General features: G+C 68.1%; 21 protein-coding genes. 12 read left to right on the top strand and 9 right to left on the bottom strand.

What is annotated here, in order from left to right:
* Positions 1–25 precede the first annotated feature (25 nt).
* Positions 26–1,048 (bottom strand): alpha/beta fold hydrolase, encoded by a 1,023-nt coding sequence (locus FB475_RS24080; protein WP_238332377.1) that lies wholly within the window; start codon positions 1,046–1,048, stop codon positions 26–28.
* 138 nt (positions 1,049–1,186) lie between these two features.
* On the opposite strand from FB475_RS24080, the gene FB475_RS24075 reads away from it, so the two are divergent.
* Positions 1,187–1,927 (top strand): MerR family transcriptional regulator, encoded by a 741-nt coding sequence (locus tag FB475_RS24075; RefSeq protein ID WP_238332376.1) that lies wholly within the window; start codon positions 1,187–1,189, stop codon positions 1,925–1,927.
* A 262-nt stretch (positions 1,928–2,189) separates the two neighbouring features.
* Entirely contained in the window at positions 2,190–2,411 is a 222-nt protein-coding gene (locus FB475_RS24070) for a hypothetical protein (protein WP_141858833.1), read from the top strand.
* Between the two features lie 67 nt (positions 2,412–2,478).
* On the opposite strand, the gene FB475_RS24065 is transcribed toward FB475_RS24070, so the two are convergent.
* On the bottom strand, positions 2,479–3,960 hold the full coding sequence (locus FB475_RS24065; protein WP_141858832.1) for a flavin-containing monooxygenase: 1,482 nt from the start codon (positions 3,958–3,960) through the stop codon (positions 2,479–2,481).
* 65 nt (positions 3,961–4,025) lie between these two features.
* Between FB475_RS24065 and FB475_RS24060 the strand changes: the two genes are divergently transcribed.
* Entirely contained in the window at positions 4,026–4,646 is a 621-nt protein-coding gene (locus FB475_RS24060; RefSeq protein WP_141858831.1) for a TetR/AcrR family transcriptional regulator, read from the top strand.
* A gap of 55 nt (positions 4,647–4,701) precedes the next feature.
* On the opposite strand, the gene FB475_RS24055 is transcribed toward FB475_RS24060, so the two are convergent.
* On the bottom strand, positions 4,702–5,733 hold the full coding sequence (locus tag FB475_RS24055) for a LacI family DNA-binding transcriptional regulator (RefSeq protein WP_141858830.1): 1,032 nt from the start codon (positions 5,731–5,733) through the stop codon (positions 4,702–4,704).
* Between the two features lie 106 nt (positions 5,734–5,839).
* On the opposite strand from FB475_RS24055, the gene FB475_RS24050 reads away from it, so the two are divergent.
* Positions 5,840–6,778: a glucuronyl esterase domain-containing protein gene (locus tag FB475_RS24050; RefSeq protein WP_141858829.1), complete on the top strand. Its 939-nt coding sequence runs from the start codon at positions 5,840–5,842 to the stop codon at positions 6,776–6,778.
* On the opposite strand, the gene FB475_RS24045 is transcribed toward FB475_RS24050, so the two are convergent.
* Entirely contained in the window at positions 6,775–8,997 is a 2,223-nt protein-coding gene (locus tag FB475_RS24045; protein WP_185759408.1) for a chitobiase/beta-hexosaminidase C-terminal domain-containing protein, read from the bottom strand. The two genes, FB475_RS24050 and FB475_RS24045, sit on opposite strands and share 4 nt — an antisense overlap.
* 229 nt (positions 8,998–9,226) lie before the next feature.
* Between FB475_RS24045 and FB475_RS24040 the strand changes: the two genes are divergently transcribed.
* Positions 9,227–10,519 (top strand): hypothetical protein, encoded by a 1,293-nt coding sequence (locus FB475_RS24040; protein WP_141858827.1) that lies wholly within the window; start codon positions 9,227–9,229, stop codon positions 10,517–10,519.
* 15 nt (positions 10,520–10,534) lie between these two features.
* On the opposite strand, the gene FB475_RS24035 is transcribed toward FB475_RS24040, so the two are convergent.
* On the bottom strand, positions 10,535–11,026 hold the full coding sequence (locus FB475_RS24035; protein WP_141858826.1) for a DUF1269 domain-containing protein: 492 nt from the start codon (positions 11,024–11,026) through the stop codon (positions 10,535–10,537).
* Positions 11,027–11,202: 176 nt separating this feature from the next.
* Between FB475_RS24035 and FB475_RS24030 the strand changes: the two genes are divergently transcribed.
* The 7 genes from FB475_RS24030 (at position 11,203) to FB475_RS24000 (ending at position 16,558) form a co-directional block, all read left to right on the top strand.
* Positions 11,203–12,105, top strand: a complete 903-nt coding sequence (locus FB475_RS24030; protein WP_141858825.1) for an ABC transporter ATP-binding protein — start codon at positions 11,203–11,205, stop codon at positions 12,103–12,105.
* The gene (locus tag FB475_RS24025; protein WP_141858824.1) at positions 12,102–12,836 is read left to right on the top strand and encodes an ABC transporter permease; all 735 of its coding nucleotides are present in this window, start codon (positions 12,102–12,104) and stop codon (positions 12,834–12,836) included. Before FB475_RS24030 ends, FB475_RS24025 begins: the two co-directional genes overlap by 4 nt.
* Positions 12,837–12,871: 35 nt before the next feature.
* Positions 12,872–14,008, top strand: a complete 1,137-nt coding sequence (locus FB475_RS24020) for a sensor histidine kinase (RefSeq protein ID WP_141858823.1) — start codon at positions 12,872–12,874, stop codon at positions 14,006–14,008.
* Positions 14,009–14,032: 24 nt separating this feature from the next.
* Entirely contained in the window at positions 14,033–14,641 is a 609-nt protein-coding gene (locus tag FB475_RS24015) for a response regulator transcription factor (protein ID WP_141858822.1), read from the top strand.
* Positions 14,641–15,174 carry a 3'-5' exonuclease gene (locus FB475_RS24010; protein WP_238332375.1) on the top strand — a complete coding sequence of 178 codons (534 nt, stop codon included), beginning with the start codon at positions 14,641–14,643 and terminating at the stop codon, positions 15,172–15,174. The genes FB475_RS24015 and FB475_RS24010 overlap by 1 nt, the downstream gene beginning before the upstream one ends.
* 123 nt (positions 15,175–15,297) lie before the next feature.
* Positions 15,298–16,299 (top strand): sulfite oxidase, encoded by a 1,002-nt coding sequence (locus FB475_RS24005; RefSeq protein WP_238332374.1) that lies wholly within the window; start codon positions 15,298–15,300, stop codon positions 16,297–16,299.
* Between the two features lie 79 nt (positions 16,300–16,378).
* Complete coding sequence (locus FB475_RS24000) at positions 16,379–16,558, top strand: hypothetical protein (RefSeq protein ID WP_141858819.1); 180 nt, start codon at positions 16,379–16,381, stop codon at positions 16,556–16,558.
* A gap of 4 nt (positions 16,559–16,562) precedes the next feature.
* On the opposite strand, the gene FB475_RS23995 is transcribed toward FB475_RS24000, so the two are convergent.
* From FB475_RS23995 to FB475_RS23980, 4 genes are read right to left on the bottom strand one after another with little or no spacing between them, the layout of a single operon-like run.
* Positions 16,563–17,297, bottom strand: a complete 735-nt coding sequence (locus tag FB475_RS23995) for a DUF3592 domain-containing protein (protein WP_141858818.1) — start codon at positions 17,295–17,297, stop codon at positions 16,563–16,565.
* Between the two features lie 20 nt (positions 17,298–17,317).
* Positions 17,318–18,769, bottom strand: coding sequence for a multicopper oxidase family protein (locus FB475_RS23990; RefSeq protein WP_185759407.1), 1,452 nt, complete (start codon positions 18,767–18,769; stop codon positions 17,318–17,320).
* The gene (locus tag FB475_RS23985) at positions 18,762–19,175 is read right to left on the bottom strand and encodes a DUF6220 domain-containing protein (protein ID WP_141858817.1); all 414 of its coding nucleotides are present in this window, start codon (positions 19,173–19,175) and stop codon (positions 18,762–18,764) included. The genes FB475_RS23990 and FB475_RS23985 overlap by 8 nt, the downstream gene beginning before the upstream one ends.
* On the bottom strand, positions 19,172–19,606 hold the full coding sequence (locus tag FB475_RS23980; protein WP_141858816.1) for a DUF1707 SHOCT-like domain-containing protein: 435 nt from the start codon (positions 19,604–19,606) through the stop codon (positions 19,172–19,174). The genes FB475_RS23985 and FB475_RS23980 overlap by 4 nt, the downstream gene beginning before the upstream one ends.
* Positions 19,607–19,722 lie beyond the last annotated feature (116 nt).

Genomic DNA, 19,722 nt, shown 5'->3' with positions numbered 1-19,722 from the left:
GACGTACCCGGCCGTGATGCGACTCTCAGGCGGAGGCCTTGCGAGCGAGAGAGGCCAGACGGTGGGTGACGTCGCGGGGGCGTTCTTGCATGAGCATGTGGCCGGCGCCGGGGTAGAGCCAGAGGCGGGCGGTGGGGAGTTCGGCGGCGATCCGGTTCGCGTGCCGGGGCGGGAGAAGACGGTCGCGGGTGCCGTGCATGATCTCCACCGGCAGTTGGTCGAGGACCTTCAGTGCGTGCCCGCGGTCGTGCTGGAGCATCGTCTCGAAGAAGCCGCCGTACGACGGACCCGGTACGACGGCCAGGTCCTCCATGAACAGGTCCACCTCGGCCGGATCCGCGTTCTTCCCGAACACCACCTGCTTCAGCGCGGGCCGCTGCAACCGCGCCGCGAGAGCGCCCGCACGACGCGCAACCTGCGCCAACCGCGCCGCGGACCGCACGTCACCAGCGACCCGAGCCCGTTCCGCCGCCCGCCCGGCAACCTCCGCCGCCTCAGCCGCCGCCTGAGCCGCCGCTCGGCGGTCGATCCTGCGGCCCACCGCGTTGAGGATGCGCGGGGCGATTCGGGCGGCGGTTGGGTCGAAGCGAGCGGGGATGCCGAGGGCGCCTTCGGTGAGGTGGCCTGAGGTCGTACTGACCAGGGCGGCCGCGCGAATGCGGGGGCCGAAGAGCTCCGGGTACTGGTCGGCAGCGGCCATCAGCGTCATGCCGCCCATCGAGTGGCCGGCGTACACGACCGGGCCGTCACCGACGACCTCGTCGAGGACCGTGACCAGGTCGTCGGCCAACTGCTCCAGCCGGGTGGATCCCGCGGGCGCGGCGTCCGAACGCCCGTGACCGCGGTGGTCGTACGTCACGACCCGTACGGCGTCGCGTCCGAGGATCTGCGGCAACCCCTCGACCTGGTTGTGCCAGGACCGGGTCGAACACGTCCAGCCGTGCACCAACAGCACCGTCACCGGCGCGTCGGCCGGGCCGGTCACCTCGACGTTCAGCCGTACGCCGTCCGAGGTGGTGACCCCGGAGCGTTCCAACTCGATCGTCACGCGCTCTCCAGTTCCCGTTCGTCGGCGACGCTCACGTGCGCCGTCCCGATCCTCTGCCGGAAGCGATCGCCCTGCGGTCTCCTTACATGCTTGATGTTACATTAACTATGTATCGTTGCGTCTGGAAGACTGTCAAGGGTGGAAGAGGAGCTCACTGTCGACCAGCTTGCCGCGAAGGTGGGCATGACGGTCCGGAACGTGCGCGCGTACGCCGGGCGCGGGCTGATCGCGCCGCCGCGCCTGGTCGGCCGGACCGGGTACTACGGCCGCGACCACGTGGCCCGCCTGACGCTGGTCCGCGAACTGCTCGACAAGGGCTACACGCTGGCTGCGGTCGAGCGGATGATGGGCGAACTGCCCGACGGCGAACTCGCACTCGGCGTGTTCGAGACGCTGGTGAACCCCTGGACGCCCGCCGAGCCGGAGGAGCTCGACGAGTTCCAGCTGGCCGAGCGGGCCGGCGTACCGCACGATCCGGCGGTGATCGAGCAGATCGTCGAGCTGGGCATCGCGGAGCGGCTGGAGGACGGCCGGTTGCGGATCCGGAACCCGGACCTGCTGCGGACCGGGCTCGAGGTGATCAAGCTCGGGGTGCCTATGCAGGCGATCTTCGAGATGCTGCCGAAGCTGTTCGCGCAGGCCGACGCGGTCGCCAAGACGTACGTCGAACTGTTCCGCTCGACGGTCTGGCGCGACTTCACCAACGCCGGGATGCCGGCCGAGGGCTGGCCGGAGATCCAGCGCACCCTCGAAGGCATCATCCCGCTGGCCGGCCAGGCGCTGGTCGCGGCGTTCCGCGAGGCGATGGCCCGCGAGATCGAAGAGGTCGCGTACGAGGAGCTCGGGCTCAACCCCAAGGAACTGCCCTCCGCGGGGTAGGGCGACCCTCAGGCGTCCCCTGGGGACTCGCTAGGGGACAGCTCGGGTACCAGGTAGGTAATCCTCCGCATGTGTGAACCGGGCCTCATGCGGGAGCGTATTGCTACCAGGACGACACCCGAGGCAGGAGCAAGAGGATGCGCCAGATCCAGATCCGGCGGCGGCCGAGCACCAGCACGACGCGCCGGCAGACGCAGAACCAGACCCTCGACCTCCGGACGCCGTCCGGCCGCAAGCTCCCCTTCTGAAAGCCGTTTCCGCCATGAAGCTCCGACTCCACGTCCACCATGTCCGTACCGGCGGCTGGTGCGCCGACATCGATGACGACAACGACCGGCAGCCCGACGATCCGTACTGGTGCGTCGATGCCTGGCCGACCCTGGAGTCCGCCCTCGCCGCCGGTTGTGCCGAGCTGGCCCGGCTGGTCACCAGCGACGACCTGCTCCGCCTGAGCGGCACCTACGAGCCGGCACTGGCTGCCTGAACCAACGGCGTCGCCTGAACCAACGGGGAACGAGAGGCCCGGGGAACCGCAGGGGGTTCTCCGGGCCTCACTTTTGCGGCAGCGCCCCGGGACGGTCCGCGGCGAGGGTCTGGTACTCCGAGGCGTCGAAGCGTCGGGTCAGCTGGCGGAACCGGAACGTGAACGACGGCCAGAGCGTGGTGTTGCGGCCCTCGGAGTCGAGGTACCAGCTGGTGCAGCCGCCACGCGTCCAGATCGTGTTGCGCATCGACGACCGGACCCCGTCGACGAACGCGCGCTGTACGTCCCGGCGTACCTCGACCTGCTTGAGGCCGTGGGAGTCCATGGTCCGGAGCGCGTCGACGATGTACGCGATCTGCGACTCGATCATGAACACCATCGAGCTGTGCCCGAGGCCGGTGTTCGGGCCGATCAGCATGAAGAAGTTCGGGAAGCCGTTGATCGCCGTACCGAGATGGGCTTCCATGCCGTCGGCCCACGCCTCGCGGAGGGAGAGGCCGTCGCGGCCGTGCACCATGTCCATCACCGGCAGGTCGGTGACCTTGAAGCCGGTGCCGTAGATGATCGTGTCGACCTCGTGCTTCACGCCGTCGGTGGTGACGATGCCGGTCGGGGTGACCTCGGCGATCCCGTCGGTCACGACCTCGACGTTCGGCCGGGCGAGCGCCGGGTAGTAGTCGTCGGAGATCAGGACGCGCTTGCAGCCGAGGGTGAAGTCCGGCGTCAACTTGGCGCGCAGCAGTGGGTCGCGGACCTGGTGTGCCAGGTGCTTCTCGGCCACCTTCTGCGCCTGCTTCATGATCGACGGCAGCTTCGCGAACCCGAGCACCATGGACTCGCGACCCCAGTAGATGGCGGCCCGCATCGCCTTCTGTGCAAGGGGAAAACGCCGGTAGACCGCCTTCTCGGCCGTGGAGATCTTCCGGTCCGGCCGCGGCATCACCCACGGCGGAGTCCGCTGGAACAGGTGCAGTTCCTCGACCTCCGGCTGGATCGCCGGCACGAACTGGATCGCCGAGGCGCCGGTGCCGATCACGGCGACCTTGCGGCCACTGAGGTTCAGGTCGTGGTTCCAGCGGGCGGAATGGAACACCTCACCCTCGAAGTCCTCGATGCCGGGCAGCTTCGGGTACGACGGCTCGGCGAGCGGGCCCATGCCGGACAGCAGGACGTCCGCGGTGAACTCGCCCTGACTGGTCGTGATCCGCCACTTGCCGTCGGCCCAGTGCGCCGACTCGACGGCGTGACCGAAGCGGATGTGCGGGCGGACGCCGAAGTCGTCGGTCACCTTGCGCAGGTAGTCCTCGATCTCGGGCTGCGGCGAGAACGTCGACGACCACTCGGGGTTGGGCGCGAACGAGAACGAGTACAGGTGCGAAGGTACGTCGCATCGGCAGCCCGGGTAGGTGTTGTCCCGCCAGGTGCCCCCGACGTCGGCGGCGCGCTCCAGGACCACGAAGTCGTCGTACCCGGCCTGCTTCAGGCGGACCGCCATCCCGATCCCCGCGAACCCGGTACCGATCACCACGATCCGGTGCTGCTCGCTCATCCTGGGCCTCCTGGTCAGCGGAACTTACTCCAAGTAAGTTACTCGGAGTCAGTTAGACTGCGCAAGTGACGTCCACCACCGTTCCGAAACGCCGCCGCGACCGGGCCGCCCGTGAGCGCGAGATCCTCGAGGCGGCGGAGCGGATCTTCGGGGAGCGTGGGTACCAGGGCACCTCGATGGACGACGTCGCGGCGCAGGTCGGGGTGTCGAAGCCGCTCATCTACCAGTACTACGGGTCGAAGGACGGACTGTTCCTCGCGTGCCTGGCGCGGCTCCGCGGTCAGTTGCTGGAGACGGTCGCCGATGCCGTGATGGCGGCGGCCGATGCGGAGGACGCGTTGTACGCCGGCTTCCTGGCCTGGTTCCGCTTCCTCGACGAACACCCGCAGGCATGGTCGGTGCTGGTCGACGAGGGCATGCTGAGCGCCGGCCCTGCCGCCGAGGCAACGGACGAGGTACGCGCGGCCTTCATCGAGCTGATCGCCACGATGGTCCGGATGAACGTCCCCGCCGACCGCCCCGTCGACGAGGAAGAAGTCCAGATCGTTGCCCAGAGCATCTCCGGCGCCACCGAACGCCTCGCGATCTGGCGCACCCGCTCCCCCAACCCCCCACCTCCCGAGAAGGTAGCCGACATCCTCCGAACCCTTCTCTGGCAAGGCCTCCACACCCTCAAGACCACCTGATGCAGCTCGACCCTCTACCCAGGACCCATCGACAAACTCTGGTGATGCGAGCTCGTCAGAGGACGTCGTATGGTTCCAAGGTCGGTCCGGTTGTCGAGCGGCCCTCGACGAAGCGGGGTTGCACGTAGGTGATGCCAGGGGTGTTCGTACCGCCGATCACGTCCAGCAGTCGTTCCGCGGCGCGTTCGCCGACCGTGGTGAGCTCGGGGTCGAAGGTGCTGAGCGGATCGTCGGGGCGCATCACGCCGGCCAAGCGGTTGTCGTACCCGATGATCGCGATGTCGTCCGGGACGCGGATGCCGTGCCGGTGGAACGTCGCGAACAGGCCGATCGCGATCTCGTCGTTCGCCGCGAAGATCGCGTCGACCGGTTTCCCGCTGTCGAGGATGCGCTCGCCGGCATCCATGCCCCAGCGCTGCAGATAGCTGCCGTACAGCGGTCCGCCCATCGCGATCGGCATCCCGGCCGACTCCATCGCGGCGGTGAATCCCTCCACCCGGGCGTCCACCGCCGGATCGTGCACCGCCGCAGTGACATGCGCGATGTGCCGGCGCCCCAACCCGATCAGGTGTTCCGCAGCCGCTTGACCGGCGCCGCGGTTGTCCGGCGCGACCACGTAGTCGGTCTCCGGCGTCGCGGACGAGGAGGCGAACACCACCGGTACGGCGAAGTCCTCGGACAGTACGAGGCTCGCGCGGTTCGGGTCGTCGCCGACGACCAGCAGCCCGTCGATCCGGCGGGCGCGCAGGCGTTTCAGATACTCGTTCAGGATCCGCGGCGTGCCCTGGGCGTCGAGGGTGACGGTGGCGATGTTCTCCCGGCCGAGGTAGTTGGTGGCACCCATGATCAGCGGCATGCTGAACCGGCCGAGCGCGGACTCGGCGAGGACGCCGACGATGAAGCTCCGGCCGGTGACGAACGAGCGTGCGAGCATGTCCGGCTGGAACTGCAGCCGCTCCGCGGTCTCGATCACCCGCGCGCGGGTCTCCGCGGACACCCGGCCGACCCCGTTCAGCGCGCGCGACGCAGTGGTCAGCGAAACGCCCGCAACCCGCGCGACGTCACTCATGCTGGCCCGCTTCACCATCGCTCCTCCTCAATTCCTGGTCAGAGTGTAAACAGTTGCGCAGGAACGCGGTCTAACGGGGAGAATGGGTGGTGAAAATACTTGCGCTGAGGGATCGGAGTGCCCGATGCAGTTGCCGCCGCTCGGACCGGACGTCGTCGAGGAGTTCACCCGCACGATCTACGGCCGTACGCCGGACGGGGGCAAGCTCAGCGAGCTGGCCCTGCAGTCCCGCGAGGAAGGCGTGCTCGACGGTGCCGCGGACCGCTTCCGGCATCGTGCCACCGTCGCGTGCCCGCTCGGCAACCTCGAGTTCGACACGCTCCTGCACCTTCCGTCCGGCGTGAACGCCGCTCCGGTCGTAGTGATCCTGAACTTCAACGGCAACGACCAGACACTCAGCCCGGTCAGCGGCTGGGACGCGTCCAGCTTCCCGTACCAGAAGATCGCGCAGGCCGGGTACGCCGTACTCACCGCCGACTACCGCGAGATCGAGCCGGACGACCCGAATCCGCCGTCGCCCGGCGTTCGCGGGCTGTTCCCCGAGGAGACCTGGGGTGCCGTGGCGGCCTGGGCGTGGGGTCTGTCCCGCCTGCTCGACATCGCCGCGACCGTCGACCGGATCGACCTCACGAAGACGGTCGCGCTCGGGCATTCCCGGTTGGGCAAGGCCGCGCTGTGGGCCGGCGTACTGGACGAACGCATCACGGTGACCGCGTCGAACGAGTCCGGTTGCTGCGGCGCCGCGCTGTTCCGGCACCCCGGCGGTGAGGACATCGAGGCGATCACCAGGAGGTTCCCGCACTGGTTCGTCCCGTCGTTCGCGCAGTACGCCGGGAGGGAGGACGAACTGCCCGTGGATCAGCACCAACTGCTGGCGAGCATCGCCCCGCGCCGGGTGTACGTCTGCAGCGCGGAGGACGATGCGTGGGCCGATCCGGAAGGCGAGCGCCTGGCCGTCGAAGCGGCGCGGCCCGCGTTCGGGCCGGATGGGATCGGGTACCACATCCGGCCCGGCGGGCACGCGCTACTGGAGGAGGACTGGCTGAAGGTGCTCGCCTTCTAGTTCTGCTGCAGGGACAGGTAGAACACGTCCTCGTTCTCGGTCTGGTTGAGCGCCTTCACCGTCTCGTCCGGGTCGATGATCGGCACCTCGGCCTGGATCTGGTTCTGGCCGATGCTCTTCCACTGCAGCGGCGTACGGTTCCCGTACAGGTCGACGCGTTCCAGCGACTTGACGTTGCGGACGTCCCGGAACGTGACCGTCATCGTCGGCGTACCGAAGTTCAGGTGGATGGTGTCACCGGTGTTCGGGTCCTCGAAGATGTCTGCCTGGTTCTGCCGCTTCAGGTCGATCGCCAGCACGACGTGCTTGTCGTCCAGGCGGAAGCCGTTCGCGGTGGACAACGCCTCGTTCAGCTCGGGTTGGAGCTCAGGTGTGGTGGTGAAGTTGTCGTACGTCTCCGCCTTGGCGCCGCGGAGCAGACCGGCCAGCGTGGTCAGTGTCTTGCCCTTGGCACTCAGGTTGTCGCCGTTGCGCAGCGTCCGGTTGTACCCGAACGCGTTCGGGTCGTCCGGCGCCCACTCGGCGAAGTACAGGAGCTTGAAACGGTTGAGGTCGTTGCCGCCCTTGCTCAGCGCCCAGTGGAACGCGCGCGGGTAGATGTCGGCGACGAACTTGTCCTCGGTGGTGAAGCCGATCTCGGTCTGCCAGACGGCCGGCTCCTTGACGCCGCGCTTCTGCGCCGCCGCGTAGATCGTCTGCATGGTGCCGATCGGCATGTAGTGCATGTCGAACACGTCGATGCCTTGCCAGGCCTTGTACTTGTCGAGCAGCGCGATGTACTCGCTGAGCGGCGCGCCGCAGATCCACCCGCCGTACACGGCCTTGACGCCGTTGTCGTGCAGCACCTTGACGGCCGGGAGATGGATGTCGGTCATGTACTGATCCATGCCGCCTTCCCAGAACCCGGAGCCGGGGTACGCCTCGTTCCAGATCTGGAAGTACGTGATGCCGAGCGGTTTCAGCGTGTCGACGGCCAGCTTGACGAAGCTCTTCCAGTCGTCGGGGTTCTGCGGCGGCGTCCGGCCGATGCTCGTCTGCACGTCCTTCGAGGACAGGACCTTGCCGCCTTGTTTCACGGTGAGGTTGCGGGTGAACTGGCCGTTGTTCTCGGACGTGACGGCGCCGTACTCGTACGTCTTGCCGTGGAAGTCGTACGAGTAGCCGGTACGGTTCGCGGCCCAGCCGGCCGTGTACGCGAGGACCGGGAGGATCGTGATGCCGTGCGCTTTCGCGACCGTGAACTGTCGCACGTACTCGGCGATCGCGGCCTTGTCGACCTGGCCCTTCGAGGGTTCGACGGAGCCCCAGTCGAAGTCCATCCGGTCCCACTGCATGCCGGCGACGAGTCCGGTCTGGGTGCCCTGGTTCTCACCCGCGAACGCGCGGAACGGTTCGTTGAGTACGAACGGCAGGTCGGCGACGACGCTCGGCGCATCACCGGTCGCGGCGGCGATTGCCTTGAGGTCGGTGTCGGCGGTGATCGCGATCGGGCCTGTGTACGGCTGGGCGGTGGTCGACGTGCTCGGGTCGGTGCCGTCGGTGGTGTAGGTGATGCACGCGTTCGGGGTCGAGCTGCTCAGCTGCACGTTGGTGCCCTTGGTGACCGCGCCCGGGCCGGGCGTCGCGGTGGCGGCGGCCGTTTCCGGTGCGAGCTCGGTCGTGATCGAGGCCTTCAGCTTCCCGGGCACCCACCAGGTGCTGACCTGGTCGCTGACGAACAGGATGTCGTCGCCCTTGGACGCGACGAGGTTCAGGTCGAACGAGGCCGCCGTACCTGAATACGTATACAGCTCGGTGAACGGTCCGGCGGTCTTCGTCGCGTCACCGTCGTGCGCCAGCAGTACGCGGAAGCGGCCGCCGGGCGAGCTGAACGAGCCGCGGACGTGCACGGTCTTCCCGTCGGCCTGGTCGGCGACCGTGTAGGTCTCGGAGATCGCGCGGTAGTCGGTACCGATCGAGCCGTCGGCCTTCACGAACCAGGCGTGCTCCGGCTTCTTCACGTCGGCGGCCCACTCGTCGGCCGCGAACGCCCCCGAGCCGCCCTTGTTCAGCAGGCTGGTGGCGTCGCCGTTGATCGCCTGGTACGACCAGCGGCCGGGCGCCGTCACGTTCGTGTCGAGCCGGTAGTCGGTGACGTTGTCGGTGGTCGGATTGGCCGCGGCCGGGGTGCAGCCGGTCGGCGCCGTGCTGCCGACGGCGACCGGCGAAAGTGCTTGCACGGTTGGTGGGGTAGCGATTGCGCAGAGCACCACAAGGGCAAGCCCTGCCGAGAGCGGGCGAATCTTCACGAGGACTCCGTCGTTCACGCTCGAAATGGCTGATGAACGGGGACGTTAGGACTGCCGAGACAACCTTGTCAACGGGTTGACGCCGAGCTCTTGACTCGGTCGGGACCGACCGCGAGTCTGATTGCGCACACGATTGCGCATCGGCCTGAGGAGTCATCGCATGAACGCACCCGTCTCCCGCCGCCTGTTCCTCGGCGGTGCGGTCAGCTCCATCGCCCTCGCGGCCGGCCTGCCCGCCGCGGCCGTCTCCCTCGGCGACTCGCCCAACGCCTCCCCCGACGGCACGACGATCCCGTCGGCCACCTCGATCACCGACAACGGCGGCAACGTCTGGACCGTGTCCGGCGGCGTCATCTACCGCAACGGCGGCACGGTCGGGAACACGTACAACGTCTCGGTCCTGCTCTGGTACGGCGGGATGGTCTACCACTGCGGCACCGGCGGCCAGTGGTACGTCGTACTCAATGACGTCTGGCGCCCATGCACCGATCCCCGGATCGCGCTGTCCGCGCCGGCGGGACTGATGTACGGGGTCAACGGGCACCACGACACGGCGCTCTCGCCGGCCACGATCGCACTTCGGATGTCCGACCTCGGGACGACCGTCTTCCGGGTGAACACCGGTGCTGACTCAAGCACGATCGGCGCGGCCGCGAGCATCGCAAGCTATCTGAACGGCGCCGGTCTGCACACGTTCCCGGTGATCGACGCCGGCCTTCGCGACAGCAACGGTGCGCTTGCCTATAGCAACGAGTCCGACGCGTACTACGCGGCCCGCTCGATCAGCACGGAGGTGGCTCAGGCCTTCGTGCCGCACGGCGTCACGATGTACGAGTGCGGCAACGAGTTGACGCGGGACCCGTACATCATCCTGCCCGACCACAAGGCCGACGCCGGCACCAAGGCGATCGACTTCAACAACACGAACTGGCCGATCATGCGCGGCTTCATGAAGGGCCTGATCGACGGCGTGAAGACGGTCCAGCCGTCGGCGTTGTGCGGGATCAACTTCTGCAACTCCGATGTCGGCGCCGCGGACGCGCTGTGGGACGGCCTGCAGCCCGACGGATCGGGCGGTTATCCACAGATTCGCTGGGATCTGACGACGTGGCACAACTACGAGGGCGACGGCGATATCTTCCATATCGGGACGGATGGGGCCGGGCCGTCGTTCAACCTGCCGGTGTATGTCAAGGCGCGGTACGGCAAGCCGTTCGTGCTGTCGGAGTGGAACTCGGATCCCAACCAGGGCACGACGCATCGCGCGTCGTACCTCCAGACCCAACTGGCCGAGTTCCGCGCGGCGCGGACCACTGAGGGATTCCTGTCATCGATGTTCTACGAACTGGACGGCGGCACCCAGTGGGGCCTCACCGAACCCGACGGCACCCCACTGGACCCGCCGTACACGGCCTACCGCAACTTCGTGTCCTCCCATCCCGACATCCCTTGAAAACAAGGCTGGTCCTCAATCCGCGAACAGTTCGTGGATTGCTGCCTCCTGCTCAGCAGACAGATTCGACTGAATCAACCGTGCCCGCAATCCAGTAGCCCGAAAGGTGTCCCGGATCTTCTCCGTGTCCTCATCACTGGACAGCAAGAACAACGCCGAAGTCCCCGGCGTCACCTGATCCCGCACGCTCTCGATGAAGTCGTCGTCAATCCCCACATCCACCAAGGATCCAGCCAACGCCCCAGCAGCCGCCCCCAACGCCACCCCCGCCACCGGACCCAGAAACACCGTCCCGAACAGCAACCCCCAAAACATCCCGCCCACCGCCCCCACGCCCGTCAAACTCCGCACCTGGCGAGTCCGAGGCCGCCGCATCTCCGGTTGCCAAGAAACCGAGGCAGCATCAACCACCCGAATCACCCCGTCCTTGGCCAATCCCTCCAACGTCCCGATCGCCTGATTGGCCCCGTCCCAGCTCCCGAACTTCCAAACCGTCAAAGTCCCCATCACCACTCCTCTCCCCTCCACCCGTACTCCCCCCGACCCCAACCCACCACCCCCAAACTGGTTGGTCCCTTGCAGCGACCCTGAGGGAGGACCCTGAGAGTGGGCTGACGGATGTCATGGATGGGTTGTGACGAGTGGTCCAGGGCTGGGACGGCGGGCGCCGGGATGCTTTGGGTATGACGACAACGACTGCGGTCAGCCTGCGGGGTGTGACCAAGAGGTATGGGGATGTGCAGGCCGTCGCCGGGGTGGATTTGGAGATCCGGTCCGGCGAGGTGGTGGCGCTGCTGGGGCCGAACGGGGCCGGGAAGTCGACCACGATCGAGATGCTCCTGGGGCTGGTGCGGCCGGATCAGGGGACCGTGCAGGTGTACGGCGGTACGCCGACCGACGCGATCACCCAGGGGCAGGTCGGGGTGATGTTGCAGAGCGGCGGGATCATCGAGGACGCGAAGGTGGGCGAACTGCTGAACCTGGTCGCGGGATTGCACAAGAACCCGCTGCCCGTGCAGGAGGCGCTCGAGCGGGCCGGCATCGCCGATCTCACCGGCCGCGTGATGAAGGGGCTGTCCGGCGGGCAGAAGCAGCGGGTCCGGTTCGCGATGGCGATCATCCCGGAGCCGGACCTGATCGTGCTGGACGAGCCGACGACCGGGATGGACGTCGAGGCGCGGCGTGACTTCTGGGCGTCGATGCACGCGGAGACCGCCCGCGGGCGGACCGTGCTGTTCGCGACCCACTACCTGGAGGAGGCCGACTCGTACGCCGATCGCGTCGTCCTGATGCGGCACGGCAAGGTCGTTGCCGACGGCACCGCTGCGCAGATCAAAGCGAGTGTGTCCGGGCGGACGATCCGCGCCACCGTACCCGGAGCCGACCTCGCCGCGCTGGCGTCGCTGCCCGGCGTACGGAACGTCGAGACCCGCGGCGAAGTGGTGCTGCTGCAGTGCGCGGACTCCGACAACACCCTGCGGTACCTGCTCGACAACACGAGGGCGCACGACATCGAGGTGACCTCGGCGGACCTCGAGGACGCCGTACTGGCCATCAGCTCGGCCCAAGAGGAGACCCTGGCATGAACCGCGACTACCTGATCTTCGACATCCGCCGGACGCTGCGGAACCGCCGGGTAATGATCTTCTCGATCCTGATGCCGGTGGTGCTGTTCATGATCTTCGGACTGACCATCCCGAAGGAAGCCAGCGAGGGCGGGATCTCCGCGATCGCGTACGTGATGGTCAGTATGGCGATGTTCGGCTCGATGTCGGCGGCGATGAGCAGCGGCGGCGCGATCGCGGCCGAGCGGGACGGCGGCTGGAACCGGACGCTCCGGCTGACGCCGCTGAAGCCGCAGGCGTACGTCGTGAACAAGGTCATCCTCAGCCTGCTGCTGGCGGTCCCGCCGCTGATCGTGGTGTTCCTGTTCGGGATGATCCTCGGCCACGTGCACCTGAGCGCCACCCAGTGGATCACGGTCGCGTTGGTGTCCTGGCTCGGTGCGCTGCCGTTCGCGGCGATCGGCCTGGTCATCGGGTACATCGCGAAGCCGGACAGCGTGCAGCCGATCACCGGTCTCAGCACGATGCTGATCGCGGCGTTCGGCGGGCTGTGGCTGCCGGTCGACCAGATGCCCTCGATCATGAAGCACATCGCGCAGCTCACGCCGGCGTACTGGACCGGTCAGACCTCGCGCAGTGCGCTGACGCAGAGCGGACTCGACACCCACGCGCTGCTCGTGGTGCTCGGCTGGACCGTCGTACTCGGCTTCATCGGGCTGCGCCGGTACCGCGCCGACACCGCCCGCGCCTGAGCACCAGCGTTGACCGAAGGCTTACCGTAACCATCGTGAAGACCAACGACAGCCCCCGCGCCTCGGACGGTGTGGCCGACCGTGTCGGCGCCGGTCCGGGCCGCTGGGGCTGGCTCGCGGCCGGAGTCTGGCTGTTCTACCTCGCGCAGCCCTTGCAGAGCATCGCGGAGCGCCAGCAGGGTGTCGTCCAGTTCCTCGGGTTCCTGAACCTGGCGCTGTTCGCGGCCAGCTACCTCGGGTTCTTCGGGCTGATGCGCCGGATGGCCCGGCAGCACCTGCTCTCGAGCTGGCAGAAAGGCGCGTACCTGGCCCTGATGCTGGCGCTCTGCCTGCTGATGATTCCGACCGCCGGGCAGACCGCGCTCACCGGCCTGGTCTACATCGGGTCGGTCGCGATGATGTTGCTGGATTTGCGCGTCGGCTTCGCGTTCGTCGCGGCGCTGCTGCTCGGCGCCGAGGTGTCGATGCGGGTCGTACCGGGGTGGACCGACGACGGGAGCTACGGGTTCGCGATCTTCCTCGGCGCGCTGGCCGTGTTCGGGATGCGGCGGGCGATCCAGCGCAGCATCGAGCTGAGCGCGACCCGCAAGGACATGGCGGAGCTCGCCGTACAGGAGGAACGGAACCGTTTCGCGCGGGACCTGCACGACATCCTCGGACACTCGCTGACCGTGATCACGGTGAAGGCCGAGCTCGCCGGGAAGCTGATCGCGGCGAACCCGGAACGGGCCGCGTCGGAGGTCGCGGACGTCGAGAGCCTGGCGCGGGCGGCGCTGGCCGACGTACGGGCAGCGGTCGCGGGGTACCGGGAACTGAGCCTTGCCGGGGAACTCGTATCGGCGCGGGCCGCGTTGCAGGCCGCGGAGATCAAGGCGGACCTGCCGACGACGGTGGACGAAGTACCGGAGGAGAACCGGGAGCTGTTCGCCTGGGTGGTGCGGGAGGGCGTGACGAACGTCGTACGGCACTCCGGGGCGAAACGGTGCTCGATCAAGATCGCGGCCGACCAGATCGAGGTACTCGACGACGGGAAGGGGCCGACGCCGGGTGGGGGCGCGTCGGGCCACGGGCTGGTCGGATTGCGGGAGCGCGCCAACCAGGCCGACGCCGGCGTACAGGTCGGTCAGGCGCCCGGCGGCGGGTTCCGGCTCGCGGTGAAGGTCGGCCTGTGAAGATGGTGCTGTGAGGATGGTGCCGTGAGTATCCGACTGCTGATCGCCGACGATCAGGCGCTGGTCCGTGGCGCGCTGGCCGCCCTGCTCGATCTCGAGCCCGACCTGGACGTGGTGGCCGAGGTAGGCCGTGGCGACGAGGTGATCGACGCCGCGAAGAGCTCGCAGCCGGACGTCGCGCTGCTCGACGTGGAGATGCCCGGGCTGGACGGTATCGAGGCCGCCGCCGCGTTGCATACCGCCGTACCCGGGGTTCGCGTGCTGATGGTGACGACGTTCGGGCGTCCTGGGTATTTGCGTCGCGCGATGGAGGCGGGCGCCGCCGGGTTCGTCGTCAAGGACACGCCCGCGACGCAGCTCGCGGACGCGGTCCGGCGGGTGCACCAGGGGCTGCGCGTGGTCGACCCGTCACTCGCCGCCGAGACGCTGGTCGCCGGTACGAGTCCGCTGACGGGCCGCGAGTCCGACGTACTGCGGGCCGCCCGGGACGGAGGTACCGTCGCCGACATCGCGAAGGAACTCCACCTGTCCGAAGGTACCGTCCGCAACCACCTCTCCAGCGCCATCGGCAAAACCGGCGCCCGCACCCGAGCCGAAGCCGCCCGCATAGCCCTCGACAACGGCTGGTTGTAGTGCGGCTGCTGAACGTCGTCGACGTCGAGGCGACCTGCTGGGAAGGCGATCCGCCGCCGGGGGAAGAGCACGAGATCATCGAGATCGGTCTCACCGTCGTCGACCTCGACAGCCGTCGTCGGCTGGCGAAGCACCAGGTCCTGGTGCGGCCGGAGCGGTCCGGGGTCAGTGACTTCTGCACGGAGCTGACTGGGCTCACGCAGAAGCAGGTGGACGGCGGGGTTTCGTTCGGTGAGGCTTGTGGGCTGTTGATGTCGGAGTACCGGACGGACCTGCTGCCGTGGGCCAGTTGGGGAGACTACGACCGCAAGCAGTTCCTCCGGCAGTGTGAGGCGCTTGGAGTCGCGTACCCGTTCGGCGATGAGCATTGGAACGCCAAGGCGCGGTTCGCCGAGGTTCGGGGGTTGAAGCGGCGGCCGGGGATGGCGCGGGCGTTGGAGGTCGCGGGGGTGCCGCTCGAGGGGCGGCATCATTCGGGGGCAGACGACGCGTGGAACATCGCTGGGCTCGTGCTGGGGATGCTTCCCGATTAGTGTTGGGTGCGGGGAGGGGGAACTGCGATGTCTATTGGTGACTTCAGTGTGGCGGGGCGGTTGGCGGATACCGGTGAGGGGATTACGGGGGACGAGCTGCAGTTGGCGGCACGGAATCATGGCATGCCGTTGGAGGGGTTGCGGTACGACGTGACGCCGCCGGGGCTGCACTACGTGCTCGTGCACTACGACATCCCCGCGACGGCGGCGGGTGACTGGCGGCTCACCGTGGGGGGTCGTGTCGAGGAGCCGTTGTCGTTCGGGCTGACCGAGCTGCGGGCGATGGGCCGGCGGACGATCCGGGTCACGCTCGAGTGCGCCGGGAACGGGCGGGCGACGCTGCAGCCGCGGCCGATCAGCCAGCCGTGGTTGTCGGAGGCGGTCGGTACGGCGGAATGGACCGGCGTTTTGCTTGCCGATCTGCTCCGGTTGGCGGGGCTGCGCGAGGACGCCGTCGACGTCGTGTTCACCGGCGCGGACCACGGGGTGGAGCGCGGTGTCGAGCAGGACTACCAGCGCGGGCTGTCGGTAGCGGAGGCGATCGAGTCCGGCACGATCGTGGCGTGGGAGATGAACGGTGCGCCGTTGCCGCCGCAGCACGGGTATCCGCTGCGGCTCGTCGTACCGGGGTGGTACGGGATGGCCAGCGTGAAGTGGCTGCGGTCGATCGAGGTGATCGACCACGAGTTCGACGGGTATCAGAACAAGGTCGCCTACGTACTGCGGAAGACGCCGGACGACCCCGGGCGCCCGGTGACGCGGATCGAGCCGCGGGCGCTGCTGATACCGCCCGGTTTCCCCGACTTCATGAGCCGCCACCGGTTCGTTGCCGCCGGCACCGTTCCGTTGTTCGGGCGGGCCTGGTCGGGGTGGGCGCCGATCGAGCGGGTGGAGGTCAGCACCGACGCCGGCGTGAACTGGCACGAGGCCAAACTGGATGCCCCAAGCAACGACGAGCTGGCGTGGCGGGCGTTCGCGTACGACTGGGAGGCGACGCCGGGCGAGCACGTCCTCACGGTCCGCGCGTACGACACCAGCGGCCGCGAACAACCCATCGAGGCGGAGTGGAACCGCGGCGGCTTCTCCAACAACACCGCCCAGCGCATCACCGTACTGGTCACATAGGCGTGTCGTTCACCGCATCGCCGCGGCGGTCGTCACATCCTGTGAGTAGGACACGGTTCTCACTTCCAGGAGTGGTGCGGTGAACGACAACCATCTACACGCACGGGTCTTCAGAACGCTCGACGAATGGTACGCCGACGTCGACGACGAACTGGACCCACAGCCGGACAACCCCCTCTGGTACGGCATCTACACCACCCAGTCCGACGCCCTCCAAGCCGCCTGCGCCCGGCTGGCCGCCCTCGACCAGGCGTCCTGAGCGGTCACCCGAACGCGATCCCGAGCCCCATCGCGAGCAGCACCAGCGTGATCACGATGCCGAACGGCCAAGCCCACCACGGCATCGACCAGTCGACCCGGGCCGCAACAACGTTCGACGGATCCTCCGGATCGACCACCACGTCGATCCGGTCGCCCACGGCCGGCTCCGGATCCAGCTGATCGCCGCCGTCCACCTCGACCGCCACGCCGTCGCCCGGGCGTGCCACCTTGACGGTCACCTCGTGGGACCTGGACCACTTGTCCTCGGTCACCGAGACGACCACGGCCTGCTGGATCGGACCGCGCGCGATCAGGCGCTGGTTGTCGTGGCCGGCCGTGATCCCGAGCGGCAGAATGGCCAGCGAGCCCAACGCGATCGGTACGCCGACCAACACGCGGACCGTCCGAATCAGCACTTCAAGCAGGCTGGGCCGCAACCGACGCCCGGACCGGGACGCGCGCGCCTTCGCCGACGCGCGCGACCTCATCCGCTTGCGGCGGGTCTTCGTGCGTTCGGTCGGCTGCTCCAAGCGCTTCCACCAACTGAACTGCTCGACCAGGACGTAGGCGGGGATGCAGGCCGCGCCCGCGATGAATGCGCAGACGAGTGGATCGTCGTAGATGAAGTTCGGGCGGGTCAGCCAGCCGAGGAAGTACAGGGCTCCCCCGACGGTGCTGAAGAAGAGCAGCAGCAGCGCCAACTGGCGGCCATGGAGGTCGTTGTCGGGGGCGCTCACTTGACCCATGATGCGCGCTTCTACTCAGGTTCGTTGCGGGAGGTGCCGCCTACTCGGTAGGGGGTGGTGGTGCCTTCGTACATGAGGTGGGTCATGAGGCCTTGGGTGGCGTGGGGGAGGTTGTGGCAGTGGTCCATCCAGAGGCCTGGATTGTTGGCTACGAAGGCTATTTCGTACGTCTCCTTGTTGCCTACCTCCAAGGTGTCCGTCCACCACGGGGAGCCGGTGGCGGGTATGCCGTTGCGGGAGAGGACGACCGCGTGGTGGCCGTGGAGGTGCATGGGGTGGGCTTGGCCGCTGGTGTTGGAGATCTTCATCCGGACCACGTCTCCCTCGGCGACCATGAACATCGGTACGTCGGGGAACTTGTGGCCGTTGATCGTCCACCACAGCCCCGGTTTGCCGTCCAGGAAACCGGCAGTGCGGCCGATGCGGTACTCGAACGTGCGGTTCGCCTTGCCCGGCTCGAAGCCGAGCGGCGCGGGCGTTCCGTAGGTCAGCAGATCGACCGTGTTCCCAGGCAGCTCCGCGCTCGGTGGGTCGGTGCCGGCGGGCGCGATCCCGAGCGACAACGACGACGTACCGGCCACCAGACGCATCCCGCCCGGCGGGACCACCGCCTCGAGATCCACACGTCCGCCGGCTGGTAGCGCATACGCAGCAGTCACCGGCGTCGGATCGTGTACGTCGTTCCCGTCGACGGCGACGACCTTGTACGGCGTGCCGACGAGCCCCACGCGCAGGACCGTGTTGTCGGTGTTGATCACCCGCACGCGGGCCGTCGTACCAGCGGGCAGCTCCACCCGCCCATTCCCGGTGCGCCCGTTGATGGTCCGCTTGCCGTCGTACGTGTGGATTGTCGCGACGACCTCACCTGGCGCGGCCGGCGCGATCACGATGGGCCCGAACAGGCCGCCCTTCACCTCGTCGCTCGACACCTGATGCGAGTGGTACCAGTACGTCCCGGCCTGCGAGGCCTTGAAGCGGTACACGTGCTTTCCACCCACCGGTACGGCGTCCTGCGTCACCCCGGCCACGCCGTCCTCGGCGTTCGGTACGTCGATGCCGTGCCAGTGCAGGGTGGCGCCGTCCTTCACGGACTCGTTGACGAACGTGACCTGGACCAGGTCGCCGACCTTCGCGCGGATCAGCGGTCCGGGCGACGTCCCGTTGACGGTGTAGCCGTCGACGGTCCCGCCGGACGCCAGTTGGTACTTCTGCTTCCGCGCCACCAGCGTCACGTCGACGTCCGGCTTACCAGTCCTGGGGCCAGTAAGTTCGGTGACGCTCATCCCTTCGTGGTGCATGTGTTCCATGGAGCCGCCGCCGTAGTCGGCGTACCCCATCTTTGCCGGGTTGTACGAGTCCGGCACCAGGCTGGTCGCCCAGAGGTAGCCGAGCGGCACGAGCACCGCCAGTGTGCCCCCTAGTGCGACCAGCCTGCCCCACTGACGCTTCTTGACCTCAGGCACTGGGCACGGATTCCTTCGGTACGACGGCCCGCCTCGAGGCGACGCTTGCGACGGCGGCGACTGCGAGACCGTTCAGACCGTGCAGGACTCCGAGCGCGGGCACCCCGAAGGACACCGTCGCGAGGACGAACTGCAGCGCGACCAGCAGCACCACGACGCCGGCCAGCGTCCGGCCGCGCGGAACGTCGGTCATGAACGACGCGATCAGCAGTACCAGCGCGAGCAGACCGATCACCATCCCGGCGATGCTGTGGTACGCCTCGCCGAAGTTGCTGTAGTCCGCGCCGATCGCCGTACCGTTGTTGGCGTCCTTGGCGATGGTGAAGCCGGACAGCGCGATCGACGCGACCTGCAAGGCGACGGCGATCGCGATCAGCATGCCGACGATGCGGTACACGTTTCTCATGCCCGGCGCTCCGTCCGGCGCTTGCGGATCACGTACACGGCGGCGCCGATCAACAGGATCGGCAGGATCGGCGGGTGACCGCCCCCGAACACACAACCGATCGAAGCCAGCACGCCGAGCACGCCCAACAGCACCAGCAACGGCAACGGCATCCGCCCGACGAACCCACGCCCGGCCCATGGACGCCCGCCTGGACCAAATCCACCACTGCCGGTGCCACCGGAGGTGCTTGCCTGGTGAGGGCCGGGGAGGTCGGCGAAGGGTTCCCGGAGGTCTGCTTCGGTCTTGGCTTTGAGGACCTGGTCGACCCGGTCGGAGTGTTCCTCCGCGGTCAGCCGGCCGGCTTCGTAGTGTTCGCCGAGGCGCTTGACGGCGTCCTCGCGTTCGCGGTCGCCGATGCGGATCGGGCCGCCCGGCCTCTCCTCGTTCATCGTTCTCCCTGGTGGTCGAAGGTTCTCCGATGCCACCAAGGTTGTCGTCCAACACCCCTGTCCCGCGTCGCCTGGGCGGCGGCACCTCCGCTACCCCCGGAGGAGCACGCTGCACC

Source organism: Kribbella jejuensis (genome assembly GCF_006715085.1).
In the GTDB taxonomy this organism is placed as follows: domain Bacteria; phylum Actinomycetota; class Actinomycetes; order Propionibacteriales; family Kribbellaceae; genus Kribbella; species Kribbella jejuensis.
The sequence above is the reverse complement of the archived record's forward strand: the minus strand, read 5'-3'. Positions and strand labels throughout refer to the sequence as shown.

Excerpts from the sequence above, each read along its gene's own strand:
- FB475_RS24070 (WP_141858833.1), top strand. The coding sequence starts at position 2,190 with ATGAAGCTCCGACTCCACGTCCACCATGTCCGTACCGGCGGCTGGTGC.
- FB475_RS24065 (WP_141858832.1), bottom strand. The coding sequence starts at position 3,960 with ATGAGCGAGCAGCACCGGATCGTGGTGATCGGTACCGGGTTCGCGGGG.
- FB475_RS24055 (WP_141858830.1), bottom strand. The coding sequence starts at position 5,733 with ATGGTGAAGCGGGCCAGCATGAGTGACGTCGCGCGGGTTGCGGGCGTT.
- FB475_RS24050 (WP_141858829.1), top strand. The coding sequence starts at position 5,840 with ATGCAGTTGCCGCCGCTCGGACCGGACGTCGTCGAGGAGTTCACCCGC.
- FB475_RS24040 (WP_141858827.1), top strand. The coding sequence starts at position 9,227 with ATGAACGCACCCGTCTCCCGCCGCCTGTTCCTCGGCGGTGCGGTCAGC.
- FB475_RS24035 (WP_141858826.1), bottom strand. The coding sequence starts at position 11,026 with ATGGGGACTTTGACGGTTTGGAAGTTCGGGAGCTGGGACGGGGCCAAT.
- FB475_RS24030 (WP_141858825.1), top strand. The coding sequence starts at position 11,203 with ATGACGACAACGACTGCGGTCAGCCTGCGGGGTGTGACCAAGAGGTAT.
- FB475_RS24025 (WP_141858824.1), top strand. The coding sequence starts at position 12,102 with ATGAACCGCGACTACCTGATCTTCGACATCCGCCGGACGCTGCGGAAC.
- FB475_RS24005 (WP_238332374.1), top strand. The coding sequence starts at position 15,298 with ATGCCGTTGGAGGGGTTGCGGTACGACGTGACGCCGCCGGGGCTGCAC.
- FB475_RS23985 (WP_141858817.1), bottom strand. The coding sequence starts at position 19,175 with ATGAGAAACGTGTACCGCATCGTCGGCATGCTGATCGCGATCGCCGTC.
- FB475_RS23980 (WP_141858816.1), bottom strand. The coding sequence starts at position 19,606 with ATGAACGAGGAGAGGCCGGGCGGCCCGATCCGCATCGGCGACCGCGAA.